Source organism: Micromonospora sp. CNZ295 (assembly GCF_004217535.1).
Window position 1 is genome coordinate 1,959,896 of record NZ_SHKZ01000001.1, and the last position, 24,891, is coordinate 1,984,786.

A 24,891-nucleotide genomic window follows, 5' to 3' on the forward strand; every position below is an offset into this window, starting at 1 on the left:
GGCGTGGTCGCCGTGCCGGACAGTCAGCGGCGCCCCCGGTCCGCCCGCGAGGGGTGGGCGGGGGCGCCGGTACGGACATCGGGCCGGTCAGCGCAGTTCCGTGGTGTCCTCCGAGCGGCTGGCGCCGCGGGGCGGCGCGGACCAGGGCGACTCGCCGCCCGTCCGCCGTGGCAGCGGATCGGTGGGGGTGGGGTCCGGGTATCCGAGGGTCATCGGTGCGGTGTCCCGGTCCGACGCGGGCGACCAGTCGGTGAGCGGGAGGTCCTTGCGCTCCGCCGGCTCCACCGGGGGCGGTTCCGCTCCGGCCGGCCGTGGCCAGGGCCGCCAGCGCTGGCGGCTGAACGTGGCCATCAGCAGCAGCAGGCCGATCAGGAACAGCGTCCCGTTCTCCACCGGCAGGCGCAGCGGAAGCGGGTCGCCGAGGAACCCCCACCCTTCCGGGATCCGGTCGCGCACCGAGAACGGCGAGACGAACAGCCCCACGTACGGGGTGACGAGCAGCAGCCCGGCCACGATCGGGCCGAGCGGTGAGACGCGCAGCGTGCCGAGCAGGCCGAGCACGACGCCACCCACGATGAGCCAGACGGCCGGCTCGATCAGGTTGGCCGAGTTGAACCTACCGACCTCCACCCAGCGGTCGACGGTGCGCGCCGACCCGTCCTGACCGAGAGTGACCAGAACCCACGTGACGGGTGCCACCACCAGACCGGCGAGGAAGCTCCACAGATGTCGCATCCGCGCACCGTACCGTCTCCGACATGACCGAGCATCCCTCCACCACTCCGCCGGGACGGCCGACCTCGTACTCCCGGGTCACGTTGAGCCGCATCATGACCGCGGTCGACGTCAACCTCTACGGCACGGTGCACGGCGGGGTGCTGATGAAGTTCGTGGACGACGTGGCGGGGGCCGCCGCGGCGCGGCACAGCGGTGGGACGGCGGTGACCGCGGCGATCGACGAGATCGTCTTCTCCGAGCCCGTCCGGGTGGGCGATCTGGTTCACGCGTACGCCCAGGTCAACTGGACCGGGCAGACGTCGATGGAGATCGGGGTCCGGGTGACGGCGGAACGGTGGGACTCGGCCGAGGACGTACCGGTGCGGGTGGCCACCGCGTACCTCGTCTTCGTCGGTGTCGACGTCGGTGGCGGCCCCCGCGCCGTTCCCCCGGTGCTGCCGGAGACGGTCGAGGACGAGCGGCGCTACCGGGAGGCGGAGATCCGCCGCGCCCACCGGCTGGCCCGCCGCCGGGCGATCCAGGCCCACCGCGGCGGCTGAGCGGTGCGGACGGGCGTCTTCCGGACGCCGGTGGGCCCGACGCCCGGCGGGGGCCGGGGTCGGACCACACAGGGTGCGGGCCGGGCATGTGGCCCCCGCCCGTGCGCCGGCGGCGGACGGGTGCGGAGAATGGCGCTCGAGGTAGGGCAAGATGGCGCCACGGCCCAGGCACGGTGTCGCGCGCCGGGCCGCGAGGGAGGGTGGAGCGATGGGTGACGTGCTGTGGACGCCGCCGGCGGACGTCCGTGAGCGGTCCCGGGTCGGGACCTACCTGCGCTGGCTGCGCGAGCACCGGGGGCTCGACTTCGCCGACTACGACGAGCTGTGGCGGTGGTCGGTCACCGACCTGGACGCCTTCTGGCGGTCGATCTGGGACCACTTCGAGGTCGTGGCGCACACCCCGCCGGCGGCCACGCTCGGGGAACGGGTCATGCCGGGCGCCCGCTGGTTCCCCGGCGCCACCCTCAACTACGCCGAGAACGTGCTGCGCATGCCCGGCAAGGCCGACGACGACCCGGTGGTGATCGCCCACGGGCAGACCCGTCCGCCGGTCACCCTCACCGCCGCCGAGCTGCGCGAGCAGGTCCGCCGGGTCGCCGCCGGGCTGCGCCGGCTGGGCGTCACCGCCGGCGACCGGGTGGCCGCGTACGCGCCGAACATCCCGGAGACGTACGTGCTGCTGCTGGCCACCGCCAGCCTCGGCGCGATCTTCTCCTCGTGCGCGCCCGAGTTCGGCACCCGCAGTGTCACCGACCGGTGGCAGCAGATCGCGCCGAAGGTCCTGGTCGCCGTCGACGGTTACCGGTACGGCGACAAGCCGGTCGACCGGCGCGCCGAGGTGGCCGCCATCCGGGCCGCGCTGCCGTCTCTCGAGCACACCGTGGGCATCGCGTACCTCGACCCGGCCGGCGCCGACGGCCAGGGTTCCGCCGCTCCGGACGGCGCGATCGCCTGGGCCGACCTCGCCGCGCCGACCGACGAGCCGCTGACCTTCACCCCGGTGCCGTTCGACCACCCGCTCTACGTGCTCTACTCCTCCGGCACGACCGGCCTGCCGAAGCCGATCGTGCACGGCCACGGCGGCATCCTGCTGGAGCACCTGAAGATGCTGGCCCTGCACCACGACCTGGGCCCGGCGGACCGGTTCTTCTGGTTCACCACGACCGGCTGGATGATGTGGAACTTCCTGGTCTCCGGGCCGGCGGTGGGCGCGGCGATCGTGCTGTTCGACGGGAACCCGGGCCACCCCGACCTCGGTGCGCTGTGGCGCCTGGCGGAGGAGACCGGGACGACGTACTTCGGCACCTCCGCGCCGTTCCTGCTGGCCTGCCGCAAGGCCGGTCTGGTACCGCGGCAGATCGCCGACCTGTCCGCGCTGCGCGGGGTCGGCTCCACCGGCGCGCCGCTGCCGGCCGAGGGCTTCACCTGGGTGTACGACGCGGTCGGTGACCACCTCCAGCTCCAGTCGCTCTCCGGCGGCACCGACGTCTGCACCGGCTTCGTCGGCGGGTCGCCGCTGCTCGCGGTCTACGCGGGCGAGATCGCCTGCCGGGCGCTCGGGGCGAAGGTGGAGGCGCGGTCGGCCGACGGCACCCCGGTCATCGGCGAGCTGGGCGAGCTGGTCATCACGGAGCCGATGCCGAGCATGCCGGTGGGCTTCTGGAACGACGCCGACGGCAGCCGGTACCGGGACGCCTACTTCGACGTCTACCCCGGTGTGTGGCGGCACGGCGACTGGATCACGATCAACTCGCGCGGCGGCTGCGTCATCACCGGCCGCTCCGACGCCACCCTGAACCGGGGCGGCGTCCGCCTCGGCACCGCCGAGTTCTACTCGGTGGTCGAAGGGCTGGACGAGGTCGTCGACTCGGTGGTCGTCCACCTGGAGGACGACGAGGGCGGTGCCGGCGAGCTGCTGCTCTTCGTGGTGCTCGCGGAGGGCCTCGAACTGGACGACGCGCTGCGCGCGAAGATCTGCCGCGAGCTGCGCACGTCGCTGTCACCGAGGCACGTGCCGGACGAGATCCACCAGGTCCGTGCCGTCCCGCGTACCCTCTCGGCGAAGAAGCTCGAGGTCCCGGTCAAGAAGATCCTGACCGGCACCCCGGTCGACCGGGCCGCCGCGAAGGGCGCCCTGGCCAACCCGGAGTCCCTGACCGCCTTCGCCACCCTGGCCACCCAACGCCGCGCCCCCAACAACCACCCCACCCCCGCCTAACCCACCCCGCCCCCCACCCGCGCCCCCCGCACCCCGGGTCGATCATGGAGTCGTGGTGCCCCACAAAGGGGGCGAACTCCACCTGATCGCCCACCACAACGCCATGATCGCCGCGGAGCGGGCGGGGTCAGGGCAGGGTCAGGGTGGTGCGTTCGGTGGCGGCTCGGGAGGGCTGGCGGGCCGGGTCGGCGTTGGCGACCAGGACCGTCGACGCGCGGGCGGTCAGCGGGGCCAGGAGCCAGTCGACCGGGTCGGGGTACCGGTCGACGTCGACCAGCACCCGTGCGCCGGGGGTGAGACCCAGCTCCGCCGCGCGGGCGGCCGCGCGGGCGAGCAGCTCCGCGTCCTCCGGCCCCGGTCCGCCGTACGGGGTGAAGTGGTCGCCGTGCGTTCGGACCTCCGACCCGAAGTCGGCGAACCCCGCCGGGACCTGCCGCATCGGCAGGGCGAACGGGTCCAGCGCGAGGACGTACCGGTCCCCGGCCGACCAGCCGTCCGCCTCGGTCACGCGTCCGATCGCGACGAAGAGGACGTCCACATCGCCCGGCGTGTCGACCGCCGTGAGACCCGCCGACCAGCACCCCAGCAGTACGGCGGCGGTCTGCCAGTGCGGCGGGAGCAGCACCCCGGCCGTGTCGCCCGGACCGAGGCCGAGCCCGTCGACGAGCAGGTTGGCCGTCTTGGCCACCCAGTTCGCGCAGGTTGCGCCGGAGAGCTCGGTGCGTTCGCCGGTGGCGTCGTCGTACCAGGTCAGCAGCGGTCGGGTCGGGTCGGGCGCGATCGTGTCGGCGAGGACCCGGGCAATGTTGTCGGCCATCGGCGCGAACGATACGCGCACGCCGCTCGTAGAAGAGGGCGATGACAAGTCGGCGTACCGTCGGGTCGCAGTCACCGTCTCCCCCCGGGCCCGGCGTAGGCTTGCCCCCGGAGTGTTGTTCCCCACAGATCCGCCAGTTCAAGGAGTCGCCCCGTGACCGCCGGTCGCCCGCCCCGCGTGCTCATCGACGCCACGAGTGTCCCCGCCGATCGCGGCGGCGTCGGTAGATACGTCGACGGCCTGCTCGGTGCGCTCGGAAAGGTGTGTGGGTCGGGCGTGGAGCTGGCCGTGGTCAGCCTCCGCACCGATCTCGAGCGCTACTCGCGCATGCTGCCCGGCGCGGAGATCGTCCCCGCGCCGGCCGCCGTCGCGCACCGTCCCGCCCGGCTCGCCTGGGAGCAGACCGGCCTGCCGCTGCTGGCCCAGCAGGTCGGCGCGCAGGTGCTGCACTCGCCCTTCTACACGTGTCCGCTGCGTGCGGGATGTCCGGTCACGGTGACCGTGCACGACGCGACCTTCTTCACCGAGCCGGAGCACTACGACAAGTCCCGCCGCACGTTCTTCCGCAGCGCCATCAAGACCTCGCTGCGCCGCGCCGACCGGGTGATCGTGCCCAGCAAGGCCACCCGGGACGAGTTGATCCGGCTGCTGGACGCCGACCCGACCCGCATCGACGTCGCGTACCACGGTGTGGACCACGCGGCGTTCCATGCGCCGAGCGAGGAGGAGAAGGCCCGGGTCCGGGCCCGGCTGGGCCTCGGCGACCAGAGCTACGTCGCCTTCCTCGGCGCGAAGGAGCCGCGCAAGAACGTCCCCAACCTGATCCGGGGCTGGGCCCGGGCGGTGGCGGAGCGGCCCGATCCGCCGGCCCTGGTGGTCGCCGGTGGCCAGGGCCACGACGACGAGATCGACCACGCGGTGGCCGAGGTCCCGTCGCACCTGCGGCTGCTGCGCCCCGGCTACCTGCGGTACGCCGACCTGCCGGGCTTCCTCGGCGGGGCGCTCGTCGCCGCCTACCCGTCGTACGGTGAGGGCTTCGGCCTGCCGATCCTGGAGGCGATGGCGTGCGCCGCGCCGGTGCTGACCACGCCCCGGCTCTCGCTGCCGGAGGTGGGCGGCGACGCGGTCGCGTACACCAGTGAGGCGGCCGACCAGATCGCGACCGACCTGGCCGCGCTGCTCGACGACGAGCAGCGCCGGCTGACGCTCGCCAAGGCCGGTTTCGACCGGGCCAAGGAGTTCACCTGGGAGTCCAGCGCCGAGGTGCACATCGCCGCGTGGGCCCGGGCCCGGTCGTGACGAGGACGTACGTCCCGGTGACCGCCCGGCCCCGCCCCCCGGGGTCGGGCATGATGTCCGGGTGATTTACGCCGTCATCCCGGCGGGTGGCAGCGGCACGAGGTTGTGGCCGCTGTCCCGCGCCGGGCACCCGAAGTTCCTCCATCCCCTCACCGGGTCCGCCGCGTCGCTGCTCCAGGCGACCGTGGACCGGCTCGGTCCGCTGACGACGCCGGAGCACACCTTCGTGGTCACCGGCACGGCGCACGTCACCGCGGTGGCGCGCCAGCTGGCCGGGTTGCCGGAGGAGAACATCCTGGTCGAGCCGTCGCCGCGGGATTCCTGCGCGGCGATCGCCTTGGCCGCCGCGGTGATCGCCCGCCGCGAGCCGACGGCGGTGATGGGCTCGTTCGCGGCCGACCACCTGATCGGCGACGCGGAGCGGTGGCGGGAGACCGTCCACCAGGCCGCCCGCGGCGCCGAGCAGGGCCTGCTGATGACGGTGGGGATCACCCCGACCCGGGCCGAGACGGGTTACGGCTACCTGGCGACCGGCGAGCCGGTCGGGGACGGGCCGCTGCGGCCGGTGGCCGAGTTCAAGGAGAAGCCGAGCGCCGACGTGGCCGAGGCATACCTGCGGTCCGGGCGGCATCTGTGGAACGCCAGCATGTTCGTCTGGCGGGTGGACATCTTCCTCGCCGAGCTGGCCCGGCAGCAGCCGGCGCTGCACGCGGGCATCGCCGCCATCGCCGCGGCCTGGGGCACCGGGGAGCAGGACGAGGTGCTCGGCACGGTGTGGCCGACGCTGCCGAAGATCTCGGTGGACTACGCGGTGATGGAGGGCGCGGCCACCGCGGGGAAGGTGGCGACCGTCCCCGGTGACTTCGGCTGGAACGACGTCGGCGACTTCCACACCCTCGGTGAGGTGCTGCCGGCGGACGCGGACGGCAACGTGGTGCTGGGCGGGGACGCGAAGCCCGGCGTGATCCTGCGGGACAGCGCGAACCTGGTGGTCGTCCCGCACTCGGGCCGGCTCGTCGCCACCGTCGGGGTGCGGGATCTGATCGTGGTCGACACCCCGGACGCGCTCCTGGTGTGCCCGCGGGAACGCGCGCAGGACGTCAAGAAGATCGTGGACGAGCTCAAGGAGCGGGGCGAAGAGGGGCTCGTCTGAGTGCGGCCAGCGCCGGCCGGATGAGCTGGGCCGTCCCGCCGGCCAGCGGCTCCGGCAGCTGGTCCGGCGGGAACCAGCCCAGCTCCTCGGACTCCGCGCTGACGCGGGCCTTCGCGTGCGGTGGCGCGAGGACGGCGAAGCGTACGTCGTAGTGGAACGAACCGCCCTGGCAGCCGACCGGGTGGATGTCCACGTCGATCGGCACCGGGTCGATCCGCAGCCCGGTCACGCCGGACTCCTCGGTCGCCTCGCGCAGCGCCGCCTCGGCCAGCGCCCGGTCGCCGGCCTCACAGTGCCCGCCGAGCTGCACCCAGCGGTGGAACTTGCCGTGCAGGCAGAGCAGGACCCGGGAGCCGGTGGCGTCGAGCACCAGCGCGCTCGCGGTGACGTGGCCGGCCCGGTGCGCCCGGGTCATCGCCACCGGCCCGGCGGCGAGCAGGTCGAGCGTGCGGTCCCGGGCCTCGGCGGCGGGGGTCGAGGTCGGGATCCAGGCGCGCAGCACGGCCACGGCGTCGGCGTGCAGCTCGTTGTCGAGAAGGGGGGCTTCTGCGACGTCAGGCGTTGACAACGGGCCCTTCCTTCCATCCGTGCGCGCCTGACGGTAACGCACGGCGGCGACCGGGCGGCACCTCCGCGGACGCGTAGCCCGCAGACCCTCGTGGTGTCGCTCCGGTCGTCAACCGGCCCCCCTTGCCCCCGACGCGGCACCGCTGTGCTCGTCCCAGGCAGTTGGAAGCATGCCGAACCCGTCGGGGAGGCGTCGAGGATTTTCAGCTCAGGCTTAAAGGTGGTGATAACTGCCGCCCAGGTAGAGTGCGAAACGCCACCGGCGTCCCCTCCGCCGGCGGCACAGGAGCGCCCCGATGTTGAGGATCCACTTCACCGGCGAGGACATCCTCCGGACCCGCGTCGCACCGGCCCCGGACCCGCTCTGGGAGCTGGTCCTCAGCCTGCACCTGCTCCAGGGGCGCAGCCGCGACCCGCTGATGTCCACCTGGCGGCGGAGTGTGGCTCAACGGCTCAGTCACGACACGTCCGACCAGGTGCGACTCCTCTTCGCCCTCAACCCGCCGCGCGGCTATTTCCCCGACTTCCTCACCCCGTACGCCAGCGTGTTGGGCTTCGAGGCGGGGCTCGACGCCGTACGCAGCACACCCGTGTCGATGCTGCGCCGCGACCTGGCCGTGCTCGCCGCCGCCAACCCCCTGCCCGCCACGGCGTCGGCGCTGGCCCGGGGCGAGCCGGAGGCGCTGGGCCACCTGACCCGGTCGATGGCGCACTACCGTGAGCTGGCGATCAACCCGTACTGGCCGCGGATCCAGGCAGCGGTCGAGGCGGACCGGAGCCGCCGGGCCCGCGCCCTGCTCGACGGCGGGGTCGAGGGCCTGCTGAGCAGTCTGCGCCCCGCGATGCGGTGGGACTCGGGGACGCTGGAGGTCCTCGACTATCCGGACAGCCGGGAGCTGCACCTGGACGGTCGTGGGCTGCTGCTGGTGCCGTCGTTCTTCTGCGCGCGTACCCCGGTGGCGCTGCTCGACCCGGCGCTCCCGCCGGTGCTGGTGTACCCGGTGGACCGGCTGGGCGGGTTGGTGCCGGCCGGCGGCGGGGACGGCCGCCCGTCCGCCGGGCGGGAGGCGCTCTCGGCGCTGCTCGGGCGCACCCGGGCCGCCGTGCTCGAGGCGAGCGCCGACGGCTGCACCACCGGTGAGGTGGCCCGCCGCCTGGACATCTCGGCGGCGGCGGCGAGCCAGCACACGAGCGTGCTGCGCAACGCCGGCCTGCTGGTCAGCCAGCGCGACCGCAACACCGTCCTGCACACGATCACCCCGCTGGGCCGCGCCGTCCTGGACGCGTGACCCCGCGCCCCGCTCCTGCGGTTCCGGCCCCTCGACATGTGCCTTGGCGACCGTCGTGCCGAGCCGGCGCGCCGGCCCTGGCCGGGGCACGAAGTGCAGGATCGCGGTGGCGGGAGGGGGTGCGGTCAGAGGGCGAGGGCGGCCTCGTGGGGGGTGTCGGGTGGGGGCGGGAGGAGGGTGGACGGGACACGCTCGGCGGCCAGGGCGGTACGCAGGCGGTGCAGGTCCGCGCCGAACCGGACCAGGCCGAACGGGTCGGCCGGGGTCGGCGGGGCAGCGAGCACCACGGCGGTGGCGCCGTCCGGCCACCCGGGTACCGCGGCGATCAGCCGATCGCGTACCGCCGGATCGGTGACGTGGGTGAAGACCGTGCCGGGCTGGACCGTGTCCGCCACGGCGGCGATCGCCCGGTCGACGGCCGCCGGGTCGGGCGGCGTACGGCCGGTGCCCTCCGGCAGGGCGGCGGCCTCGGCCAGGCCGGCGGCCCGCGCCTCGGCGGTGCCGAGCGAGAAGAGATCCAGTGCCGACTCCCGCACCAGGGCCGTCGCCCCGGCGCCGTCGTCCGCCCCGGTTGCGGTGAGGTAGCCGCGTACCACCGCGACGGGCACCTGGTCGCACTTGCCCTTGACCAGTTCGCCGGCGCCGGCCAGTTCGTCGACCACCGCCATCTGGGTGAGCTCGAGCTCGTTGCCGTACGGGTCGACCTCGCCGCGATGGTCCCGGATGGCGGCCATCCCGGCGACGCCGAGCGCGACGTCGGTGAGCCCGTTGCGCCACGGCCGGCCCATGGTGTCGGTGATGATCACCGCCACGTCGAGGCCGTGCCGCTCGCGCAGGGCGGCACGCAGGGCCCGGGCGGAGGCATCCGGGTCGACCGGGAGCAGCACCAGCCGGGTCTTGTCCACGTTGGACGCGTCGATCCCGGCCGAGGCCATCACGAAGCCGTGGTGGGTCTGCACGATCCGGGTCGCACCCCGGGTGGCGACGACCCGGGCGGTCTCCGCCGCCAGCACCTCCTCGCGAGCCGCGAGCCGCTCCGGCCCGTCCGCCGGGACGTCCACGAGGCGGCCCTCCGCCTTGGAGACGATCTTGCTGGTCACCACCAGCACGTCGCCGTCCCGCAGCCACGGCGCCGCCGAGGCGATCATCGCGGCCAGGTCGTCGCCCTCCGACACGTGGCCGATGCCGTGCACCGGCAGAATCTCCAGACTCACGTCAACTCCACCGCGGCGCGGACCATCGCCGCCGTCGCCGCCTCGTCGGTCATCCGCAGCGGCACCGCGCGGACGGTCACCCCGGGCACCACCGTCTCCGCGTCCTCCTCGGCGACCAGCCAGCCGTCGAGGAGACCACCCGCCGAGCGTCCGCCGTAGAGGCCACCCACCCCGGCCGCGCTGCACTCGACTCCGACGACGGCCAGGCACCGGTCGGCCATCCCGCGGACCGGTGCGGCACCGATGATCGGCGACACGCCGACGACCGGCGCCGGGCCGTCGGTGACCGCCTCCCGCAGCCCGGGCACGGCCAGGATCGGGGCGATGCTCACCACCGGGTTGCTGGGCGCGACCAGCACCACGTCGGCCCCCGCGATCGCCTCGGTCACGCCGGGCGCCGGCTTGGCGGTCTCCGCGCCGACGAACACGAACCGGTGCGTCGGCACCTCGGCCCGGTACCGCACCCACCACTCCTGGAAGTGGATCGCCCGCTGGCCGCCGTCGAGGTCGACGACCGCGTGGGTCTCCAGGCGGTCGTCGGTCGCCGGCAGCAGGCGTACGCCGGGCTGCCAGCGGGTGGCGAGCGCCTCGGTCACCTGGTGCAGCGGATACCCGGCGCCGACCATGGTCGTGCGGACCAGATGGGTGGCGAGGTCGCGGTCGCCGAGGCCGAACCACGTCGGCTCCGCCCCGTACGCGGCCAGTTCCTCCTTCACCGTCCAGCTCTCGCCGGCGCGGCCCCAACCGCGCTCCGGGTCGGCGCCGCCGCCGAGCGCGTACATGACGCTGTCGAGGTCGGGGCAGACCTTCAGCCCGTGCAGGTAGAGGTCGTCGCCCACGTTGACCACGGCGGTCACCTCGGCGCCGACCTCCCGGGCGTACGCGCGGACGCCGAGCAGGAACCGGGCGCCGCCGATGCCCCCGGTCAGAACCACGATGCGCATGCCGTCCATCCTCGCCTACGCACCGCCTCCGGTCCGCTGCCCACCCGGGAGACTAGGCTCACGTCGGCATCTGTCCGCTTCCGCCCGAAGGGGGATACCGTGACCAGCCCCGCCGAGCCAGCGTCCACCGAACCGACGCCGGCCAGCCAGCTGACCCGGCCGCTGCGCGAGCCGGCCGCGTTCGTGCTTCTCGGCGCGAACGCCGTCTTCCTCTTCGTCGGCCTGCTCCGGCTGCTGATCCCCACCGGGTACGGCACCTTCACCGGACGTGCGGGCAGCTCCTTCTTCGCGTTCGTCGGCATCGAGGCGGTGGTCCTGCCGCTGCTGGCGGTGCTGCTGGCCACGCACCTCCGGCCGGTGGTGCCCCGGGCGAAACTGATCACCCAGGTGGCGGTCGGCGAGTACGCGGCCAGCGCCGTCCTCGGCGGGCTGACCTTCCTGATCTGGTCGTTCGGCCGGCTCGCCGAGGGCGAGGTGCTGGACGCCTTCCTCGGTCTGCTCACCCGTCTCGCCGGGCTGGCGCTCCTGCTGGCGGCCGGTTTCGCGGTGTACCGGGTCTGGCGCACGCTCTACTACGTGCCGAAGCCCAAGCCGCAGCCCGGCGTGTACGGCACGCCCCAACCGGGCTGGCCGGGCCAGCCCGGTGGTCACCCGGGCCAGCCCGGTGGTCACCCGGGCCAGCCCGGTGGTCACCCGGGCCAGCCCGGTGGTCAGTACCCGGGCCAGCCCGGCTGGCCGGGCACCGGCCAGTCCGCCGGCTGGACCGCCCCGACGCAGTACGGCGCCCCGTACGGCCAGCCGGCCGGGCAGTTCCCCGGCACGCCGGGCCCGACGCCGCCGGTCAACCCGGCCCCGCACTCGCCGCCGCCGTTCGGACAGCCGCCCTCGGCCGACCCCACCCAGGCGATTCCGCGCCAGCCGGCCGAGACCCAGGCGCTGCCCGACGACGACCCGAACCGCACCCGGCGCATCGACCCCTCCAACGGCTGAGGAGCCGGTCCCGCACTCGAGCGGTGATCAAGAGGGAGTCGTGCTCTCCGGGCCACAACCTCGTGCGCACCGACGGCCGGCCGGCGTGGGATGTCCCACCCTCGGGATCGGCTCGAGCGGGGCTCGGTGCGGAGCGCCTACGCTGAGCGGATGGTTGATCGCACCGACCTGGGCCCGACCGAGGCGAGCGTACGGCGGGCGCTGCGCCGGGCCGCGTCCGGCCGGGCACTGGACGCCGACGAGGCGACCGCCCTGCTCGCCGCCCGGGGCGAGGCGCTGGACGAGCTGTTGCGGGTCGCCGGGGCGATCCGGGACGCCGGGCTGCGCGACGCCGGGCGGCCGGGCGTCGTCACGTACTCGAAGAAGGTCTTCATCCCGCTGACCCGGCTGTGCCGGGACCGGTGCCACTACTGCACCTTCGCCACCGTGCCGCACCGCCTGCCGGCGGCGTTCCTCGACCGCGACGAGATCCTCGCGATCGCCCGGCAGGGCGCGGAGCAGGGCTGCAAGGAGGCGCTGTTCACCCTCGGCGACCGTCCGGAGGAGCGCTGGCCGGCGGCCCGCCGGTGGCTGGACGAGCGGGGGTACGACTCCACCCTCGACTACCTGCGCTCCTGTGCGGTGGCGGTGCTGGAGGAGACTGGCCTGCTGCCGCACCTGAACCCGGGGGTGCTCTCCTGGTCGGAGCTGCACCGGCTCAAGCCGGTGGCGCCGAGCATGGGCATGATGCTGGAGACCACCGCGACGCGGCTGTGGTCCGAGCCGGGCGGCCCGCACTACGGCTCGCCGGACAAGGAGCCGGCGGTCCGGCTGCGGGTGCTCGACGACGCGGGCCGGGTGAACGTGCCGTTCACCACCGGCATCCTGATCGGCATCGGCGAGACGCCGGCCGAGCGGGTCGACGCGATCTTCGCGATGCGCCGCGCACACCGCGAGTACGGCCACCTCCAGGAGGTGATCGTGCAGAACTTCCGCGCCAAGCCGGACACGGCGATGCGCGGGATGCCCGACGCCGAGCTGCACGACCTGGCCGCCACCGTCGCGGTGGCCCGGGTGCTGCTCGGCCCGAAGGCCCGCATCCAGGCCCCGCCGAACCTGATCGCCGGCGAGTACGACCTGCTGCTGCGCGCCGGCATCGACGACTGGGGCGGCGTCTCCCCGCTGACGCCGGACCACGTGAACCCGGAGCGCCCCTGGCCGCAGATCGAGGAGCTGGCGCGGCACACCGAGAAGGCCGGGTTCACGCTGCGCGAGCGGCTGACGATCTACCCGGAGTACGTTCGCGCCGGCGACCCGTGGCTCGATCCGCGGCTGCTGCCGCACGTCAGCGCCCTGGCGGACCCGGCGACCGGCCTGGCGATCGAGGAGGCCCGCCCGGTGGGCCGCCCGTGGCAGGAGCCGGACGAGACGTACGGCGGGCGCACCGACCTGCACGTCACCATCGACACCACCGGCCGGACGGCGGACCGGCGGGGCGACTTCGACCACGTCTACGGCGACTGGTCGGCGGTGGCCGGCAAGGTCGGCGGCGGGGCGCCCCCGGGAGCCGGTGACGACGACCTGCGGGCCGGCCTGCGGCTCGCCGCCGACGACCCGGCGGCCCTGCTGGAGCCGCGGCACGCCGACGCGGCGCTGGCGCTGTTCGCCGCCGACGGCCCGGCGCTGGACGAGCTGTGCCGGCTCGCCGACGACGTCCGCCGCGACACCGTGGGCGACGACGTCACGTACGTGGTCAACCGCAACATCAACTTCAGCAACGTCTGCTACGTGGGCTGCCGGTTCTGCGCCTTCGCGCAGCGCGAGCGGGACGCCGACGCGTACCGGCTCTCGGTCGACCAGGTGGCCGACCGGGCCGAGGAGGCGTGGGCGGCGGGCGCCAGCGAGGTCTGCCTCCAGGGCGGTATCGACCCGAAGCTGCCGGTGACCGTGTACGCCGACCTGGTGCGCGCGATCAAGGCGCGGGTGCCGGGGATGCACGTGCACGCGTTCTCCCCGATGGAGGTGGTCACGGCGGCCGCCAAGGCGGGCGTGTCCGTCCGGGAGTGGCTGACCGGCCTGCGCGAGGCCGGGCTGGACACCATCCCCGGCACCGCCGCGGAGATCCTCGACGACGAGGTGCGCTGGGTCCTGACGAAGGGCAAGCTGCCGACCGCCGCCTGGGTCGAGGTGGTGACGACGGCCCACGAGCTGGGCATCCGGTCCAGCTCCACGATGATGTACGGGCACGTCGACCATCCCGCGCAGTGGCTCGCGCACTTCCGTGTCCTGGCCGGCGTGCAGGACCGCACCGGCGGCTTCACCGAGTTCGTCGCCCTGCCGTTCGTGCACACCAACGCCCCGATCTACCTGGCCGGGATCGCCCGCCCGGGCCCGACCTGGCGGGAGAACCGGGTGGTGCACGCGATGTCCCGGCTGCTGCTGCACGGCCGCGTCGACAACATCCAGTGCTCCTGGGTGAAGCTCGGCGACGAGGGCGCGGCCGAGCTGCTGCGCAGCGGCTGCAACGACCTGGGCGGCACGTTGATGGAGGAGACGATCTCACGCATGGCCGGGTCGGGCAACGGCTCGGCCCGTACCGAGGAGCAGCTGGTCGCGATCGCGGCGGCGGCCGGACGACCGGCACGCAAACGGACGACCGCGTACGGTCACCTCTCCGCGTAGCGTCGAACCTTTCCCCGCCGCCGGCCGTATCCCAGCGTGCCGGCGGCGGTTACGGCGAGGACCGCCGCCGGCGACCACCCGCGGGGCCGGCGCTCGCCGGCCCGGGCCCCGCCCGTCACCGCGCGGGCGGTCGCGCCCGCCGCCGGAAAGGTTGCCCATGACCAGTGATCAGCCCAACAGCCCGTCGGGACGGCCCGGGGCGGATGAGGCGGAGGCCGGTCCGGAGATCGTCGTGTCCGGGATCCCCGCCGAGTCCACCGGTTCCCGGCCGGACCAGCCGTGGCGGCGCGGTCCACTGTCGTCCGCGCAGCTCCGCTGGCCGCGGCTGACCCGCCGGCAGACGCTGACCGCGGCCGCGAGCGCGACCCTCGGCGCCGCCGCGCTCACCGTGCCGGGCCTGTCCTCCGCGCAGAACGCGCCCGGCGCGGCCGGGAACGCCGACGACCCGATCGTCGTGCACCTGCGCGACGCCGACACCGGCAGGCTGGACGTCTTCGTCGGCACGTCCCGCATCGAGGTACGCGACCGCGGCCTGGCGGACCGGCTGCGGCGCGCCGCGCGGCGCTGATCCCGCGCCGTACGCCTTCCGCGTCACCCGGCCGGCGCCCGGCCGGCCGCTTCCGCAGCTCCTTCCCCGCGCAGCTCCTTCCCCCGCACAGTGAGGTTGGTCCGCCATGTCTTCGCACCGCGAGGCACCGGAGATCGCCAAGGATCCGGTCGCCGACTCGTCCGACCTGTACGCCTTCGTCAGCCCGGACCGTCCGGACTCGGTGACGGTGATCGCCAACTACGTACCGCTGCAGCTGCCCTCCGGCGGCCCGAACTTCTTCGAGTTCGGCGACGACGTGCGGTACGAGATCCACATCGACAACGACGGTGACGGGGAGGCCGACGTCACCTACCGGTTCGAGTTCAGCACCGAGATCACGAACCCGAACAGCTTCCTCTACAACACCGGGCCGATCGACTCGCTGGACAGCCCGAACTGGAACCGGCGGCAGTTCTACAGCCTGACCCGGATCGCCGACGGCCGGGCGCACCAGCTCGCGCACCGGCTGCCCTGCCCGCCGTGCAACGTCGGCCCGCTCTCCACCCCGAAGTACGCCGACCTCGCGCGCCAGGCCACGTTCGCGCTCTCCACCGGGGAGCGGGTGTTCGCCGGGCAGCGGGCCGACGGGTTCTTCGTCGACCTCGGCGCCGTCTTCGACCTGGGCACGCTGCGGCCGTTCCAGCAGCTCCACGTCGCCGGGAAGAAGCTGTTCAAGGCCGAGGGGGAGCCGGTCAACGCCACCGACCGGATGAACGTGCACAGCATCGCCGTGCAGATCCCGCTCGCCAAGGTGCGGCGGCGGGCCAACCGGTACGGCGTGACCGATCGCGCCTCGGTGATCGGCGTCTGGACGACCGCGTCCCGGCGGCAGGTGCGGGTACTCGGCGACCGGGGCGCCGCGGACACTCCGGCCGGCCCGTTCACCCAGGTCTCCCGGCTCGGCAATCCGCTGTTCAACGAGGTCGTGGTGCCGATGGCGCAGAAGGACCGGTGGAACTCGCTGCCGCCCACGGAGGACAAGCGCTTCGCGAGGTTCGTCGAGCGGCCGGAGCTCGCGGCCCTGCTGCCGGCGCTCTACCCGGGCGTCTTCCCCAACCTCGACAAGCTCAACAAGGCGAAGAAGCCCCGCGCCGACCTGGTGGCGATCCTGCTGACCGGCATTCCGGAGGGGCTGATCGACGGGTTCACCAACAACACCGGCGAGATCCAGGCCGACCTGCTGCGGTTGAACACGGCGATCCCGCCGAGCGAGCGACCGGACCGGTTCGGTGTGCTGGGCGGGGACCTGGCGGGTTTTCCGAACGGTCGCCGGGTCACCGACGATGTGGTCACCATCGCGTTGCGCGCGATCGCCGGACTGACGGTGCCGCTGGTCGACCGGGAGTTCCAGCCGGACGCCGCGGCCGCGATGGTCACGCCCGGGCTCGACGCCACCGACGTGACCGCGCCGTTCCTGGCGAACTTCCCCTACCTGGGTACGCCGTACGACGGTTTCAACAACCCGGCCGCCTGAACTCGAAGCGATCCTCGGGAGCGACGATGCACGAGCACTCGTACGGCCCCTCGGAACGGGGGAGTGTCGTCCTCGATCTGGGCGGCGACACCGGAGCGTTGATCATCTACACCGGGCAGGCCCTGCGGGGCCGGGAGATCGAGGTCAGTCGGGAGGGCGCGCCGCGGACCCACTCGGCGGTCCGGGAGCGCCGGGTGCAGGACGGCACCTTCCACAGTGCGGTCTACCCGGACCTGCCGGCCGGCCGCTATACCGTCTGGTGGGACGACGGTACGCCGGCCGGTTCGGTCGACGTCCTCGGTGGAGCGATCGCGGAGTTCGTCTGGCCGACCAGCCCTTCGTCGCAGCCGGGCTGAGGTTTCGCCCGCTCCCCGACAGCGCGCCCTGTCCACAGTGTGGACAGGGCGCGCTCGGCGTTCGGCGGCTCGACGGGCGAGCCGGGCGCGGCCACGTTAACCTGTGGTTCACCAAGATCAACGATCCTGGTCGGCCTACCGCCCGCCACCCGGTGCCGCGACGCCACGGGAGAAAACTCCGGCAACTCGCCGGAACGGGCGTTACTCGGCCGGGGTCTGAATCGATAGGGCAGGTTGCGAGGCCGGGCGGTCGGATGATCGTCCGGATGGTGTCGGGAGGGCGACTCCATTATCAAGTTTGGCTTGACGGCGCACGCATTACACGCGTGTAATTTGAATGGGGTTGTTCGCACGGAACGCTACAAATCGGTACCGGACGGACAAGCACGCCTTTCGCGTGGGGGGTTGCAGCGGCGATAACGCCGGTGCGCGACAAGGAGGCAATTGATGGACGGCCAGCTTGAGGCGGCCGACCTGCTCGGAAACGCGCCGGAGTGGCAGGAGCGGGCGTTGTGCTCGCAGACCGACCCGGAGGCGTTCTTTCCCGAGAAGGGCGGCTCGACCCGCGAGGCGAAGCGCATCTGCTCGCGCTGCGAGGTCAAGACCGAGTGCCTCGAATACGCTCTCGGCCACGACGAGCGGTTCGGCATCTGGGGTGGCCTCTCCGAGCGCGAGCGCCGCAAGCTCAAGCGGCGCGCCGCCTGACGTCGCGTCGGATCCGGGGTGGTGGGGGCCGCCCCGGATCCGTTTCGCGTCGCCGGTGGCCGTTCCGCGTCGCCGGTGGCCTCAGGCGAGCTCGTCCGGGTCGACGCCGAGCAGGTTCGCCACCTGCTCGATGATGACGTCGTGGACGAGATCCGCCAGGTCCTCCCGGTCCATGGCGCGGAACTCCAGCGGCCGGCGGTAGAGCACGATCCGCGGCGGCACCTCCTGGCGGCCCGGCCGGCCGGGCAGCAGGCGGGCGAGCGGCACCTCGCCGTCCTCGAGGACGTCGGAGTCGTAGACGTTCAGCTCCGGCGGCACGTCCTCCACGGCGAACTCGACGCCCGCCAGCTCCTTGGCGAACCGCCGCTCCAGCGTCTCCACGGTGTCGAGCACGAGGTCGTCGAAGACCTCGGCCTTGGTCCGCGCCAGGGGCACCGTCGCCGGCACGAGCCGGCCGCGCAGGCCGCGTCCGTGCCGGTCGCGGCGGGTGCGCCGGCCTGGGCCGGGGCGGCGGTGTTCCGGGCTTCCCATGACGCACAGGGTAGCCCTCGACCTGCGCCGGCCTGCGGCAGCGCCGTCCGGTTGGCGCGGCGGCACCGGGCCGGCTGAATTGTGATCACCAAGACGGGCGTGTCGCAACGCGAACCGGTGCACCGGAGCCGGTAATGGAGATACCCTGCCGCCGTGAGGTCACCACGGCGCTGCTCCCGAAACGGCTGCCCCCGGCAAGCGGTCGCCACATTGACCTATGTCTACAACGAGTCGACCGCCGTGGTGGGCCCGCTGGCCGCCTTCGCCGAGCCGCACACGTACGACCTCTGTGAGCCGCACGCCCGGAGCCTGACCGCGCCGCGGGGCTGGGACGTGGTCCGCCACGAGGGCGAGTTCGAGCCGCCCCCGCCCACGACGGACGACCTCGTCGCCCTCGCCGAAGCCGTCCGCGAAGCCGCCCGCCCGGCCCCACCCCGCCCCCCGGACGACCCGAACGAAGCGGCGGTGCCCACACCCCAGACCGGCCGCCGCGGCCACCTGAGAGTCATCCCCCCCACCCACTGACCCCCTGACCGCTACCCCCTCCACACCGGGCACCCCCCCGCGCACCCCCCGGCGTCACCCCCAGTTGATCAAGAAGTTTGGTCCTCCGCGCGCCAGAATCCGGACGCAAACTTCTTGATCAACGGGGTGGGGGTCGGGCGCGGGTGGGGGTCGGGCGCGGGTGGGGTCGGTGGGGGGTCAGTGGCCCAGGAGGCGGTTGAACGCGGCGGCGCGGCGGGAGGGGCGGGCGGTGCGCCGTTCGGCGCGGTCCGCGCTCTGCATGATCCTGAGGCCGGCGTTCACCGCCAGCCAGCGCAGGGGCTCGGGTTCCCACTTCGGGGAGCGGTGGTTGACCCAGGGGAGCGCCGTCAGGTCGCTCTCCTCGCCGCGGATCAGGTCGGCCAACGTGCGGCCGGCGAGGTTGCTCGTGCCGACACCGTCGCCGACGTAGCCGCCGGCCCAGGCCAGGCCGGTCGCCCGGTCCAGGCCGACCGACGCGGCCCAGTCCCGGGCCACCCCGAGCGGGCCGCCCCACGTGTGGGTCACCGACACGTCCGGGCCGAGCACCGGGAACAGCTCGGCGAGGGTACGCCGCAGCGCGCCGAACACCCTCGGCTCCCGGTCGTACGCGGGGCGGACCCGGGAGCCGAAGTGGTACGGGGCACCCCGACCGCCGAACGCCAGCCGGCCGTCGCCGGTGCGCTGGCCATAAATGGTCATGTGCCGGTGGTCGGCGAAGGTCTCCCGCCCGGCGAGACCGATCGCGGCCCACGTCGAGGCGGGCAGCGGCTCGGTGGCGATCATCAGCGAGTACACTGGCGCCACCGCGCGGCGCTGACCCGGCAGCCCGGGGGTGTAGCCCTCGGTCGCCCGGACCACCACCGGCGCCCGTACCGTGCCGACCGGGGTCACCGCCGCGCCGGAGCGGATCTCGGTCACCGGCGTGCGCTCGTGGATGGTCACCCCGCGCCGCTCCACCGCGCGGGCGAGCCCGCGGACCAGCCGCGCCGGGTGCACCGCCGCGCAGTGCGGCGTGTACGTGCCGCCGCGTACCCCCTCGGCGGCGCAGCGGGCGGACGCCTCGGCCGCGTCGAGCAGCACCAGGTCACCGTCGTCGAGGCCGTACGCCCGGGCCTCGGCCACGTCCGCGCGGGCCCGGTCGAGTTGCGCGGCGGTGCGGGCGAGCACGACGGTCCCGCCGTACGCCCAGTCGCAGTCGATGCCCTCGGCCGCGACGACCCGGCCGACCTCGCGCACCGTGGCGTGCATGGCGCGTTGCATGGCGAGCGCGGCGCCCCGGCCGTGCCGGCGGGCGAGCGCGGGCAGCGACGTGGGGAACAGCGCGGAGCACCAGCCGCCGTTGCGCCCGGCCGCGCCGTACCCGGCGATCTCGGCCTCCAGCACGACGATCCGCAGCGTCGGGTCGGCGGCCGCCAGGTAGTACGCGGTCCACAGCCCGGTGTAGCCGGCGCCCACGATGACCACGTCGGCGAGCGCGTCGCCGGGCAACGACGGGCGCGGTGTCAGCGGCTCCTCGACGGTGGACATCCAGTACGACAGCTCCGGGTGGCGCACGGCTCTCTCCCGACGACGACGGCGGCGGCCGGGCCGACCACGGGTCGACCCGGCCGGAGTGGGTGCGGGGCTACAGCCGGGACCAGGCCTCGGTGAGGACGGCCCGGAGGATCTGCTCCATCTCGTCGAACTGCTGCTGTTCGGCGATCAGCGGCGGGGCGAGCTGCACGACCGGGTCGCCCCGGTCGTCGGCGCGGCAGTAGAGGCCGGCAGAGAAGAGCGCGGTGGAGAGGAACCCGCGCAGCAGCCGCTCGGACTCGGCCTCGTCGAACGTCTCCTTCGTCGCCTTGTCCTTCACCAGCTCGATGCCGTAGAAGTATCCGTCACCGCGCACGTCGCCGACGATCGGCAGGTCGTGCAGCTTCTCCAGGGTGGCGCGGAACGCGGCCTCGTTGGCCCGCACGCGGCCGATCAGGTCCTCGCGGGCGAAGACCTCCAGGTTGGCCAGGGCCACTGCGCAGGAGACCGGGTGCCCGCCGAAGGTCACGCCGTGGGCGAACATGCCGGTCTCGGTGAGGAACGGCTCCATCAGCCGGTCGCTGGCGATCATCGCGCCGAGCGGGGCGTACCCGGAGGTGATGCCCTTGGCGGTGGTGATGATGTCCGGCTGGTAGTCGTACCGAGCCGCGCCGAAGTACTCGCCGAGCCGGCCCCACGAGCAGATCACCTCGTCGGAGACGAGCAGCACGTCGTACCCGTCGCAGATCTCCCGGACCCGCTCGAAGTATCCGGGCGGCGGCGGGAAGCACCCGCCGGAGTTCTGCACCGGCTCCAGGAACACCGCGGCGACGGTGTCCGGCCCCTCCCGCTCGATGGCCCGGCCGATCTCCTCGGCGGCCCAGCGGCCGAACGCCTCGGCGTCGTCGCCGTGCTCCGGGGCCCGGTAGAAGTTGGTGTTCGGCACCTTGATCCCGCCGGGCACCAGCGGCTCGAAGTCGGTCTTGATGCCGGGCAGGCCGGTGATCGACAGCGCACCCATCGAGGTGCCGTGGTACGCGATGTACCGGCTGACCACCTTGTGCTTGGTCGGCTTGCCGGTGCGCTTGAAGTAGGCCCGGGCGAGCTTCCACGCCGCCTCGACGGCCTCGGAGCCGCCGGTGGTGAAGAAGACCCGATTGAGGTCGCCCGGGGTCAACGCGGCGATCCTCTCGGCCAGCTCGACGGCCTTCGGGTGCGCGTACGACCACAGCGGGAAGTACGCCAGCTCGCTCGCCTGCTTGGCGGCGGCCTCGGCCAGCTCGGTCCGGCCGTGGCCGGCGTTGACGACGAAGAGGCCCGCGAGCCCGTCCAGGTAGCGCCGGCCCTGGGAGTCCCAGACGTACGCGCCCTCGCCGCGCACGATGGTCGGTACCTCGCCGGCGGAGTAGCTCGCCATCCGGGTGAAGTGCATCCAGAGGTGGTCGGTGGCGTTGGCCATGTCAGCCCCATCGGGTCTCGGGCCGGTCAGGGGTGACACCGGCCGCTCGTGACCACGGTTATCCCACAGCCCGAGGCATCCTGGCAAGTGGGATCGGTTGCCGATGTGCTTGGGCGCAACGGATTCAGCGGAACGCTAGCGTTGATGGCGACGGAATCCGCAGCCTAATGGCCGGGGTTCTCGGTGGAGCGAGTCGTGGTGGAGCTCGCTGTGGAGCTGCCCCGTCTGTGCGTCCGCGCGTCGCTCGGCACCGGCGTCCGGCGCGCTCGCCGGACGTGTCCAGGGCCTTGTCGGGGCACCCGGCGGACACCTCGGCTGCGCGAAACAGTCCTCACCGCAACACGCCGGTACAGCGGCGACACCACCACGCACAGTGGCTAACCTGCGCCCCAACGTGACCATGAACGGGAGGGCCGATGGGCAACGAGGTGCTACGGGTGGCGATGGCGGACAAGGGCGAGACGGCCGAGTCGTTGGCGGCGAAGGTGGGCGTCGACCCGAAGACGGCCGGCCGCTGGCTCGCCGACGGCCGGATCCCGCATCCACGCACCCGGATCGCGGTCGCCGGGATCCTCGGGCGGGAGGCCGCAGAACTCTGGCCGGAGGCGTTCCGTCGCCGCGACCTGCCGTGGTTCCGGCCGTGGGCGGAGCTGGAGCAGGACGCCGCGTCGATCCGGTCGTATCAACCCCTGCTGGTGCCGGGCCTGCTGCAGACCGAGGCGTACGCCCGGGCGGTGCTGTCGACCGGCGGCCTGCTGCCGCCCGCCGAGGTCGAGGAGATCGTGGCGTCGCGGCTCGATCGGCAGCGCGCGCTCGCCCGGGAGTTTCCGTTGCAGCTCGTCGTGGTGATCGACGAGGTGGTCCTGCGCCGCCGGGTCGGGGACCGGTCGGTGATGGCCGGGCAGTTGGCGCACCTGGCCGCGACGGGCGAGCGGGAGCACGTGCAGGTGCGGGTGATCCCGGCGGAAAACCCGTGGCACACCGGCCTGGCCGGGCCGTTCGTGCTGGCCCGGATGCCGGACGGGGAGGAGGTGGCCTATCTGGACAATCAGCTCCGCGGTCAGATGGTGACCGAGCGTGCCGACATTGCTAACCTGGGCGCGAGATGGGAGAGCGTCACCGGTGAGGCGCTGCCCCGTCGCCGGTCCATCGAGCTGATCAGGGAAGTGGCGACGACATGGACATGACCGGCGCCCGCTGGCGCACCGCGACCCGCAGCAGCAACAACGGCGGCGACTGCGTCGAGGTCGCCGACAACCTGCCCGGCCGGGTCCTGGTCCGGGACAGCAAGGACCGCGACGGCGGCATCCTGACCTTCAGCCCCGACGCGTGGCGCGCGTTCGTCGCCGCCACCGCGCAACCCGCCCGCTGACCCCGACAGACCGGCCCGCCCTGACGCCGGCCCTGGCTCAGGCGGTGCCCCAGGTGTACGTCTGCTTGCGCAGCTTGAGGTAGACGAACGCCTCGGTCGACAGCACGCCCTCGACCGCGCGCAGCCGTTGCAGGATCTCCAGCAGGTGGTCGTCGTTGCGGCACACCACCTCGGTGAGCAGGTCGAACGAGCCGGCGGTGATGACCACGTAGTCGACCTCGTCCAGCTCGGCGAGCCGGTCGGCGACCGCCTCCAGGTCCCCGTTCGTCCGCAGCCCGATCATGGCCTGGCGCGGGAAGCCCAGCTGGAGCGGGTCGGTGACCGCCACGATCTGCATCACCCCGGCGTCGAGCAGGCGCTGGACCCGCTGGCGCACGGCCGCCTCGGAGAGCCCGACCGCCTTGCCGATCGTCGCGTACGGGCGGCGGCCGTCCTCCTGGAGCTGCTCGATGATCTGTTTCGCCACGTCGTCGAGCAGAGCGTGGCTGGCGCCTTCACGGACGGTGACCCGCCGCCCGCCGTTGCCGTTGTCGTGGTTCCGGTTCGTCATCGACCGCTCCCCATGTCCGTTCCCGGGATGAGCCTAGTGCCACCGCGCAGTCTGGCGTATTTCGTTGTCGGAGGCTAATCCTGCAACGGAATCCCTTGTAAGCAAGGTCACCTCATGTCAGGATCAGTCGTCCACCGCACTGACCCTCCCGCCGGCGCGCCACGCCCGTCCAGCCGCCGACGATGACCCTTTAGGAGTCGTCACATGCGTACTCCCCTTCGGCCCCTCACCCGGCGTGGACTGCTGACCGGCACCCTCGGCTCGGCGGCGCTGCTCGCCGCGGGCGGCTCGCTCGCCGGCTGCGGCACGAAGGCCGCGACGCAGACCGAGGCCGGCTGCGTCAGCGAGGACCTCTCCGCGAACGAGAAGACGCTGGCCTTCTCGAACTGGCCGCAGTACATCGACGTCGACGAGAACGACGAGTCGAAGCGGCCCAGCCTCGACGAATTCGTGACGAAGACCGGCATCAAGGTCACGTACACCGAGGACGTCAATGACAACAACGAGTTCTTCGGCAAGATCCAGAGCCAGCTCGCCGCCTGCCAGGGCACCGGGCGGGACCTCTTCGTCGTCACCGACTGGCTGGCGACCCGGATGATCCGGCTCGGCTGGATCCAGAAGCTCGACAAGTCGAAGCTGCCCAACGTCGAGGCGAACCTCCTTCCCTCGTTGCGCAACGTCTCCTTCGACCCTGAGCGTCAGCTCGCCGTCCCGTGGCAGTCCGGCCTGGCCGGCGTCGCCTACAACGGCAACGTCACCAAGGAGATCCGCACCGTCGACGAGTTGCTCACCCGCCCCGACCTCAAGGGCAAGGTGACGGCCCTGTCCGAGATGCGCGACACGATGGGCCTGCTGCTCCAGTCGAACGGCCACGACCCGGCGAACTTCACCGCCGCCCAGTTCGACGACGCCCTCAACAAGCTGAAGAAGGCGGTCGACTCCGGCCAGATCCGCAAGTTCACCGGCAACGACTACGCGCCCGACCTGGCCAAGGGTGACATCGCCGCCTGCATCGCCTGGTCCGGCGACGTGATCCAGCTCGGTTTCGACGACGAGGAAATCAAGTTCGTGGTGCCCGAGTCCGGCGTGATGCTCTGGTCGGACAACATGATGGTGCCGAACAAGGCCACCCACAAGGGGAACGCCGAGCAGCTCATCAACTACTACTACGACCCGGCCGTCGCCGCGAAGGTCGCCGCCTACGTCAACTACATCTGCCCGGTCCAGGGCGCCCAGGCCGAGATGGAGAAGATCGACCCGGAGCTGGCGGCCAACCCGCTGATCTTCCCGGACGACGCCATGCTCTCCAAGTCGAAGGTCTTCATGGCCCTGGACGAGAAGCAGGAGAGCGAGTACGAGCGCAAGTTCCAGCAGGTCATCGGAGCGTGA

The 24,891-nt window shown here is 73.1% G+C and carries 24 protein-coding genes; 15 read left to right on the plus strand and 9 right to left on the minus strand.

Going from position 1 to position 24,891, the window contains the following annotated elements:
- Window positions 1-87: 87 nt before the first annotated feature.
- Entirely contained in the window at window positions 88-735 is a 648-nt protein-coding gene (locus EV376_RS09390) for a hypothetical protein (RefSeq protein WP_130321775.1), read from the minus strand.
- Between the two features lie 23 nt (window positions 736-758).
- On the opposite strand from EV376_RS09390, the gene EV376_RS09395 reads away from it, so the two are divergent.
- Both EV376_RS09395 and EV376_RS09400 read left to right on the plus strand, forming a co-directional pair.
- Window positions 759-1,277 carry a hotdog domain-containing protein gene (locus EV376_RS09395; RefSeq protein ID WP_130321777.1) on the plus strand — a complete coding sequence of 173 codons (519 nt, stop codon included), beginning with the start codon at window positions 759-761 and terminating at the stop codon, window positions 1,275-1,277.
- Between the two features lie 208 nt (window positions 1,278-1,485).
- Complete coding sequence (locus EV376_RS09400) at window positions 1,486-3,495, plus strand: acetoacetate--CoA ligase (RefSeq protein ID WP_130321779.1); 2,010 nt, start codon at window positions 1,486-1,488, stop codon at window positions 3,493-3,495.
- 127 nt (window positions 3,496-3,622) lie between these two features.
- Here the strand turns inward: EV376_RS09400 and EV376_RS09405 are convergent, their stop codons facing one another.
- On the minus strand, window positions 3,623-4,312 hold the full coding sequence (locus tag EV376_RS09405; RefSeq protein WP_130321781.1) for a TIGR03089 family protein: 690 nt from the start codon (window positions 4,310-4,312) through the stop codon (window positions 3,623-3,625).
- A gap of 153 nt (window positions 4,313-4,465) precedes the next feature.
- Between EV376_RS09405 and EV376_RS09410 the strand changes: the two genes are divergently transcribed.
- Together EV376_RS09410 and EV376_RS09415 are read left to right on the plus strand one after the other, a co-directional pair.
- Window positions 4,466-5,611, plus strand: a complete 1,146-nt coding sequence (locus EV376_RS09410; RefSeq protein ID WP_130321783.1) for a glycosyltransferase family 4 protein — start codon at window positions 4,466-4,468, stop codon at window positions 5,609-5,611.
- Between the two features lie 61 nt (window positions 5,612-5,672).
- The gene (locus EV376_RS09415; protein WP_130321785.1) at window positions 5,673-6,764 is read left to right on the plus strand and encodes a sugar phosphate nucleotidyltransferase; all 1,092 of its coding nucleotides are present in this window, start codon (window positions 5,673-5,675) and stop codon (window positions 6,762-6,764) included.
- Here EV376_RS09415 and EV376_RS09420 read toward each other — a convergent pair.
- The gene (locus EV376_RS09420) at window positions 6,733-7,332 is read right to left on the minus strand and encodes an NUDIX domain-containing protein (protein ID WP_130321787.1); all 600 of its coding nucleotides are present in this window, start codon (window positions 7,330-7,332) and stop codon (window positions 6,733-6,735) included. The genes EV376_RS09415 and EV376_RS09420 overlap by 32 nt on opposite strands.
- 295 nt (window positions 7,333-7,627) lie before the next feature.
- Between EV376_RS09420 and EV376_RS09425 the strand changes: the two genes are divergently transcribed.
- Complete coding sequence (locus tag EV376_RS09425; RefSeq protein ID WP_130321789.1) at window positions 7,628-8,620, plus strand: winged helix-turn-helix domain-containing protein; 993 nt, start codon at window positions 7,628-7,630, stop codon at window positions 8,618-8,620.
- Window positions 8,621-8,745: 125 nt separating this feature from the next.
- Here the strand turns inward: EV376_RS09425 and EV376_RS09430 are convergent, their stop codons facing one another.
- Both EV376_RS09430 and cofD read right to left on the minus strand, forming a co-directional pair.
- Window positions 8,746-9,834 (minus strand): coenzyme F420-0:L-glutamate ligase, encoded by a 1,089-nt coding sequence (locus EV376_RS09430; RefSeq protein WP_130321791.1) that lies wholly within the window; start codon window positions 9,832-9,834, stop codon window positions 8,746-8,748.
- Entirely contained in the window at window positions 9,831-10,778 is a 948-nt protein-coding gene (cofD, locus tag EV376_RS09435; RefSeq protein WP_130321793.1) for a 2-phospho-L-lactate transferase, read from the minus strand. The genes EV376_RS09430 and cofD overlap by 4 nt, the downstream gene beginning before the upstream one ends.
- A 99-nt stretch (window positions 10,779-10,877) precedes the next feature.
- Here cofD and EV376_RS09440 point away from each other — a divergent pair, with 99 nt between their 5' ends.
- The 6 genes from EV376_RS09440 (at window position 10,878) to EV376_RS09465 (ending at window position 17,553) form a co-directional block, all read left to right on the plus strand.
- A complete protein-coding gene (locus EV376_RS09440) occupies window positions 10,878-11,768 on the plus strand; it encodes a hypothetical protein (protein ID WP_130321795.1) in 891 nt (296 codons plus the stop codon).
- Window positions 11,769-11,918: 150 nt separating this feature from the next.
- A complete protein-coding gene (locus tag EV376_RS09445; RefSeq protein ID WP_130321797.1) occupies window positions 11,919-14,429 on the plus strand; it encodes a bifunctional FO biosynthesis protein CofGH in 2,511 nt (836 codons plus the stop codon).
- A gap of 157 nt (window positions 14,430-14,586) precedes the next feature.
- The gene (locus EV376_RS09450) at window positions 14,587-14,997 is read left to right on the plus strand and encodes a hypothetical protein (protein ID WP_486482566.1); all 411 of its coding nucleotides are present in this window, start codon (window positions 14,587-14,589) and stop codon (window positions 14,995-14,997) included.
- Between the two features lie 106 nt (window positions 14,998-15,103).
- Window positions 15,104-16,492, plus strand: a complete 1,389-nt coding sequence (locus EV376_RS09455; protein WP_130321799.1) for a DUF4331 domain-containing protein — start codon at window positions 15,104-15,106, stop codon at window positions 16,490-16,492.
- Between the two features lie 26 nt (window positions 16,493-16,518).
- A complete protein-coding gene (locus EV376_RS09460) occupies window positions 16,519-16,848 on the plus strand; it encodes a phospholipase (protein WP_130321801.1) in 330 nt (109 codons plus the stop codon).
- 447 nt (window positions 16,849-17,295) lie between these two features.
- Complete coding sequence (locus EV376_RS09465) at window positions 17,296-17,553, plus strand: WhiB family transcriptional regulator (RefSeq protein WP_013731688.1); 258 nt, start codon at window positions 17,296-17,298, stop codon at window positions 17,551-17,553.
- Between the two features lie 81 nt (window positions 17,554-17,634).
- Here the strand turns inward: EV376_RS09465 and EV376_RS09470 are convergent, their stop codons facing one another.
- The gene (locus EV376_RS09470; protein WP_130321803.1) at window positions 17,635-18,084 is read right to left on the minus strand and encodes a metallopeptidase family protein; all 450 of its coding nucleotides are present in this window, start codon (window positions 18,082-18,084) and stop codon (window positions 17,635-17,637) included.
- Window positions 18,085-18,237: 153 nt separating this feature from the next.
- Between EV376_RS09470 and EV376_RS09475 the strand changes: the two genes are divergently transcribed.
- Window positions 18,238-18,609 carry a DUF3499 domain-containing protein gene (locus tag EV376_RS09475; protein WP_130321805.1) on the plus strand — a complete coding sequence of 124 codons (372 nt, stop codon included), beginning with the start codon at window positions 18,238-18,240 and terminating at the stop codon, window positions 18,607-18,609.
- 177 nt (window positions 18,610-18,786) lie between these two features.
- Here the strand turns inward: EV376_RS09475 and EV376_RS09480 are convergent, their stop codons facing one another.
- Together EV376_RS09480 and EV376_RS09485 are read right to left on the minus strand one after the other, a co-directional pair.
- Complete coding sequence (locus EV376_RS09480) at window positions 18,787-20,136, minus strand: NAD(P)/FAD-dependent oxidoreductase (RefSeq protein WP_130328586.1); 1,350 nt, start codon at window positions 20,134-20,136, stop codon at window positions 18,787-18,789.
- Between the two features lie 97 nt (window positions 20,137-20,233).
- Entirely contained in the window at window positions 20,234-21,580 is a 1,347-nt protein-coding gene (locus EV376_RS09485; RefSeq protein WP_130321807.1) for an aspartate aminotransferase family protein, read from the minus strand.
- Between the two features lie 416 nt (window positions 21,581-21,996).
- On the opposite strand from EV376_RS09485, the gene EV376_RS09490 reads away from it, so the two are divergent.
- Both EV376_RS09490 and EV376_RS09495 read left to right on the plus strand, forming a co-directional pair.
- Window positions 21,997-22,767, plus strand: coding sequence for a Scr1 family TA system antitoxin-like transcriptional regulator (locus tag EV376_RS09490; RefSeq protein ID WP_130321809.1), 771 nt, complete (start codon window positions 21,997-21,999; stop codon window positions 22,765-22,767).
- Window positions 22,758-22,952, plus strand: a complete 195-nt coding sequence (locus EV376_RS09495; RefSeq protein ID WP_130321811.1) for a DUF397 domain-containing protein — start codon at window positions 22,758-22,760, stop codon at window positions 22,950-22,952. The genes EV376_RS09490 and EV376_RS09495 overlap by 10 nt, the downstream gene beginning before the upstream one ends.
- Window positions 22,953-22,989: 37 nt before the next feature.
- On the opposite strand, the gene EV376_RS09500 is transcribed toward EV376_RS09495, so the two are convergent.
- Window positions 22,990-23,502 (minus strand): Lrp/AsnC family transcriptional regulator, encoded by a 513-nt coding sequence (locus tag EV376_RS09500; protein ID WP_130321813.1) that lies wholly within the window; start codon window positions 23,500-23,502, stop codon window positions 22,990-22,992.
- A gap of 204 nt (window positions 23,503-23,706) precedes the next feature.
- On the opposite strand from EV376_RS09500, the gene EV376_RS09505 reads away from it, so the two are divergent.
- Window positions 23,707-24,891 carry a polyamine ABC transporter substrate-binding protein gene (locus tag EV376_RS09505; RefSeq protein ID WP_130321815.1) on the plus strand — a complete coding sequence of 395 codons (1,185 nt, stop codon included), beginning with the start codon at window positions 23,707-23,709 and terminating at the stop codon, window positions 24,889-24,891.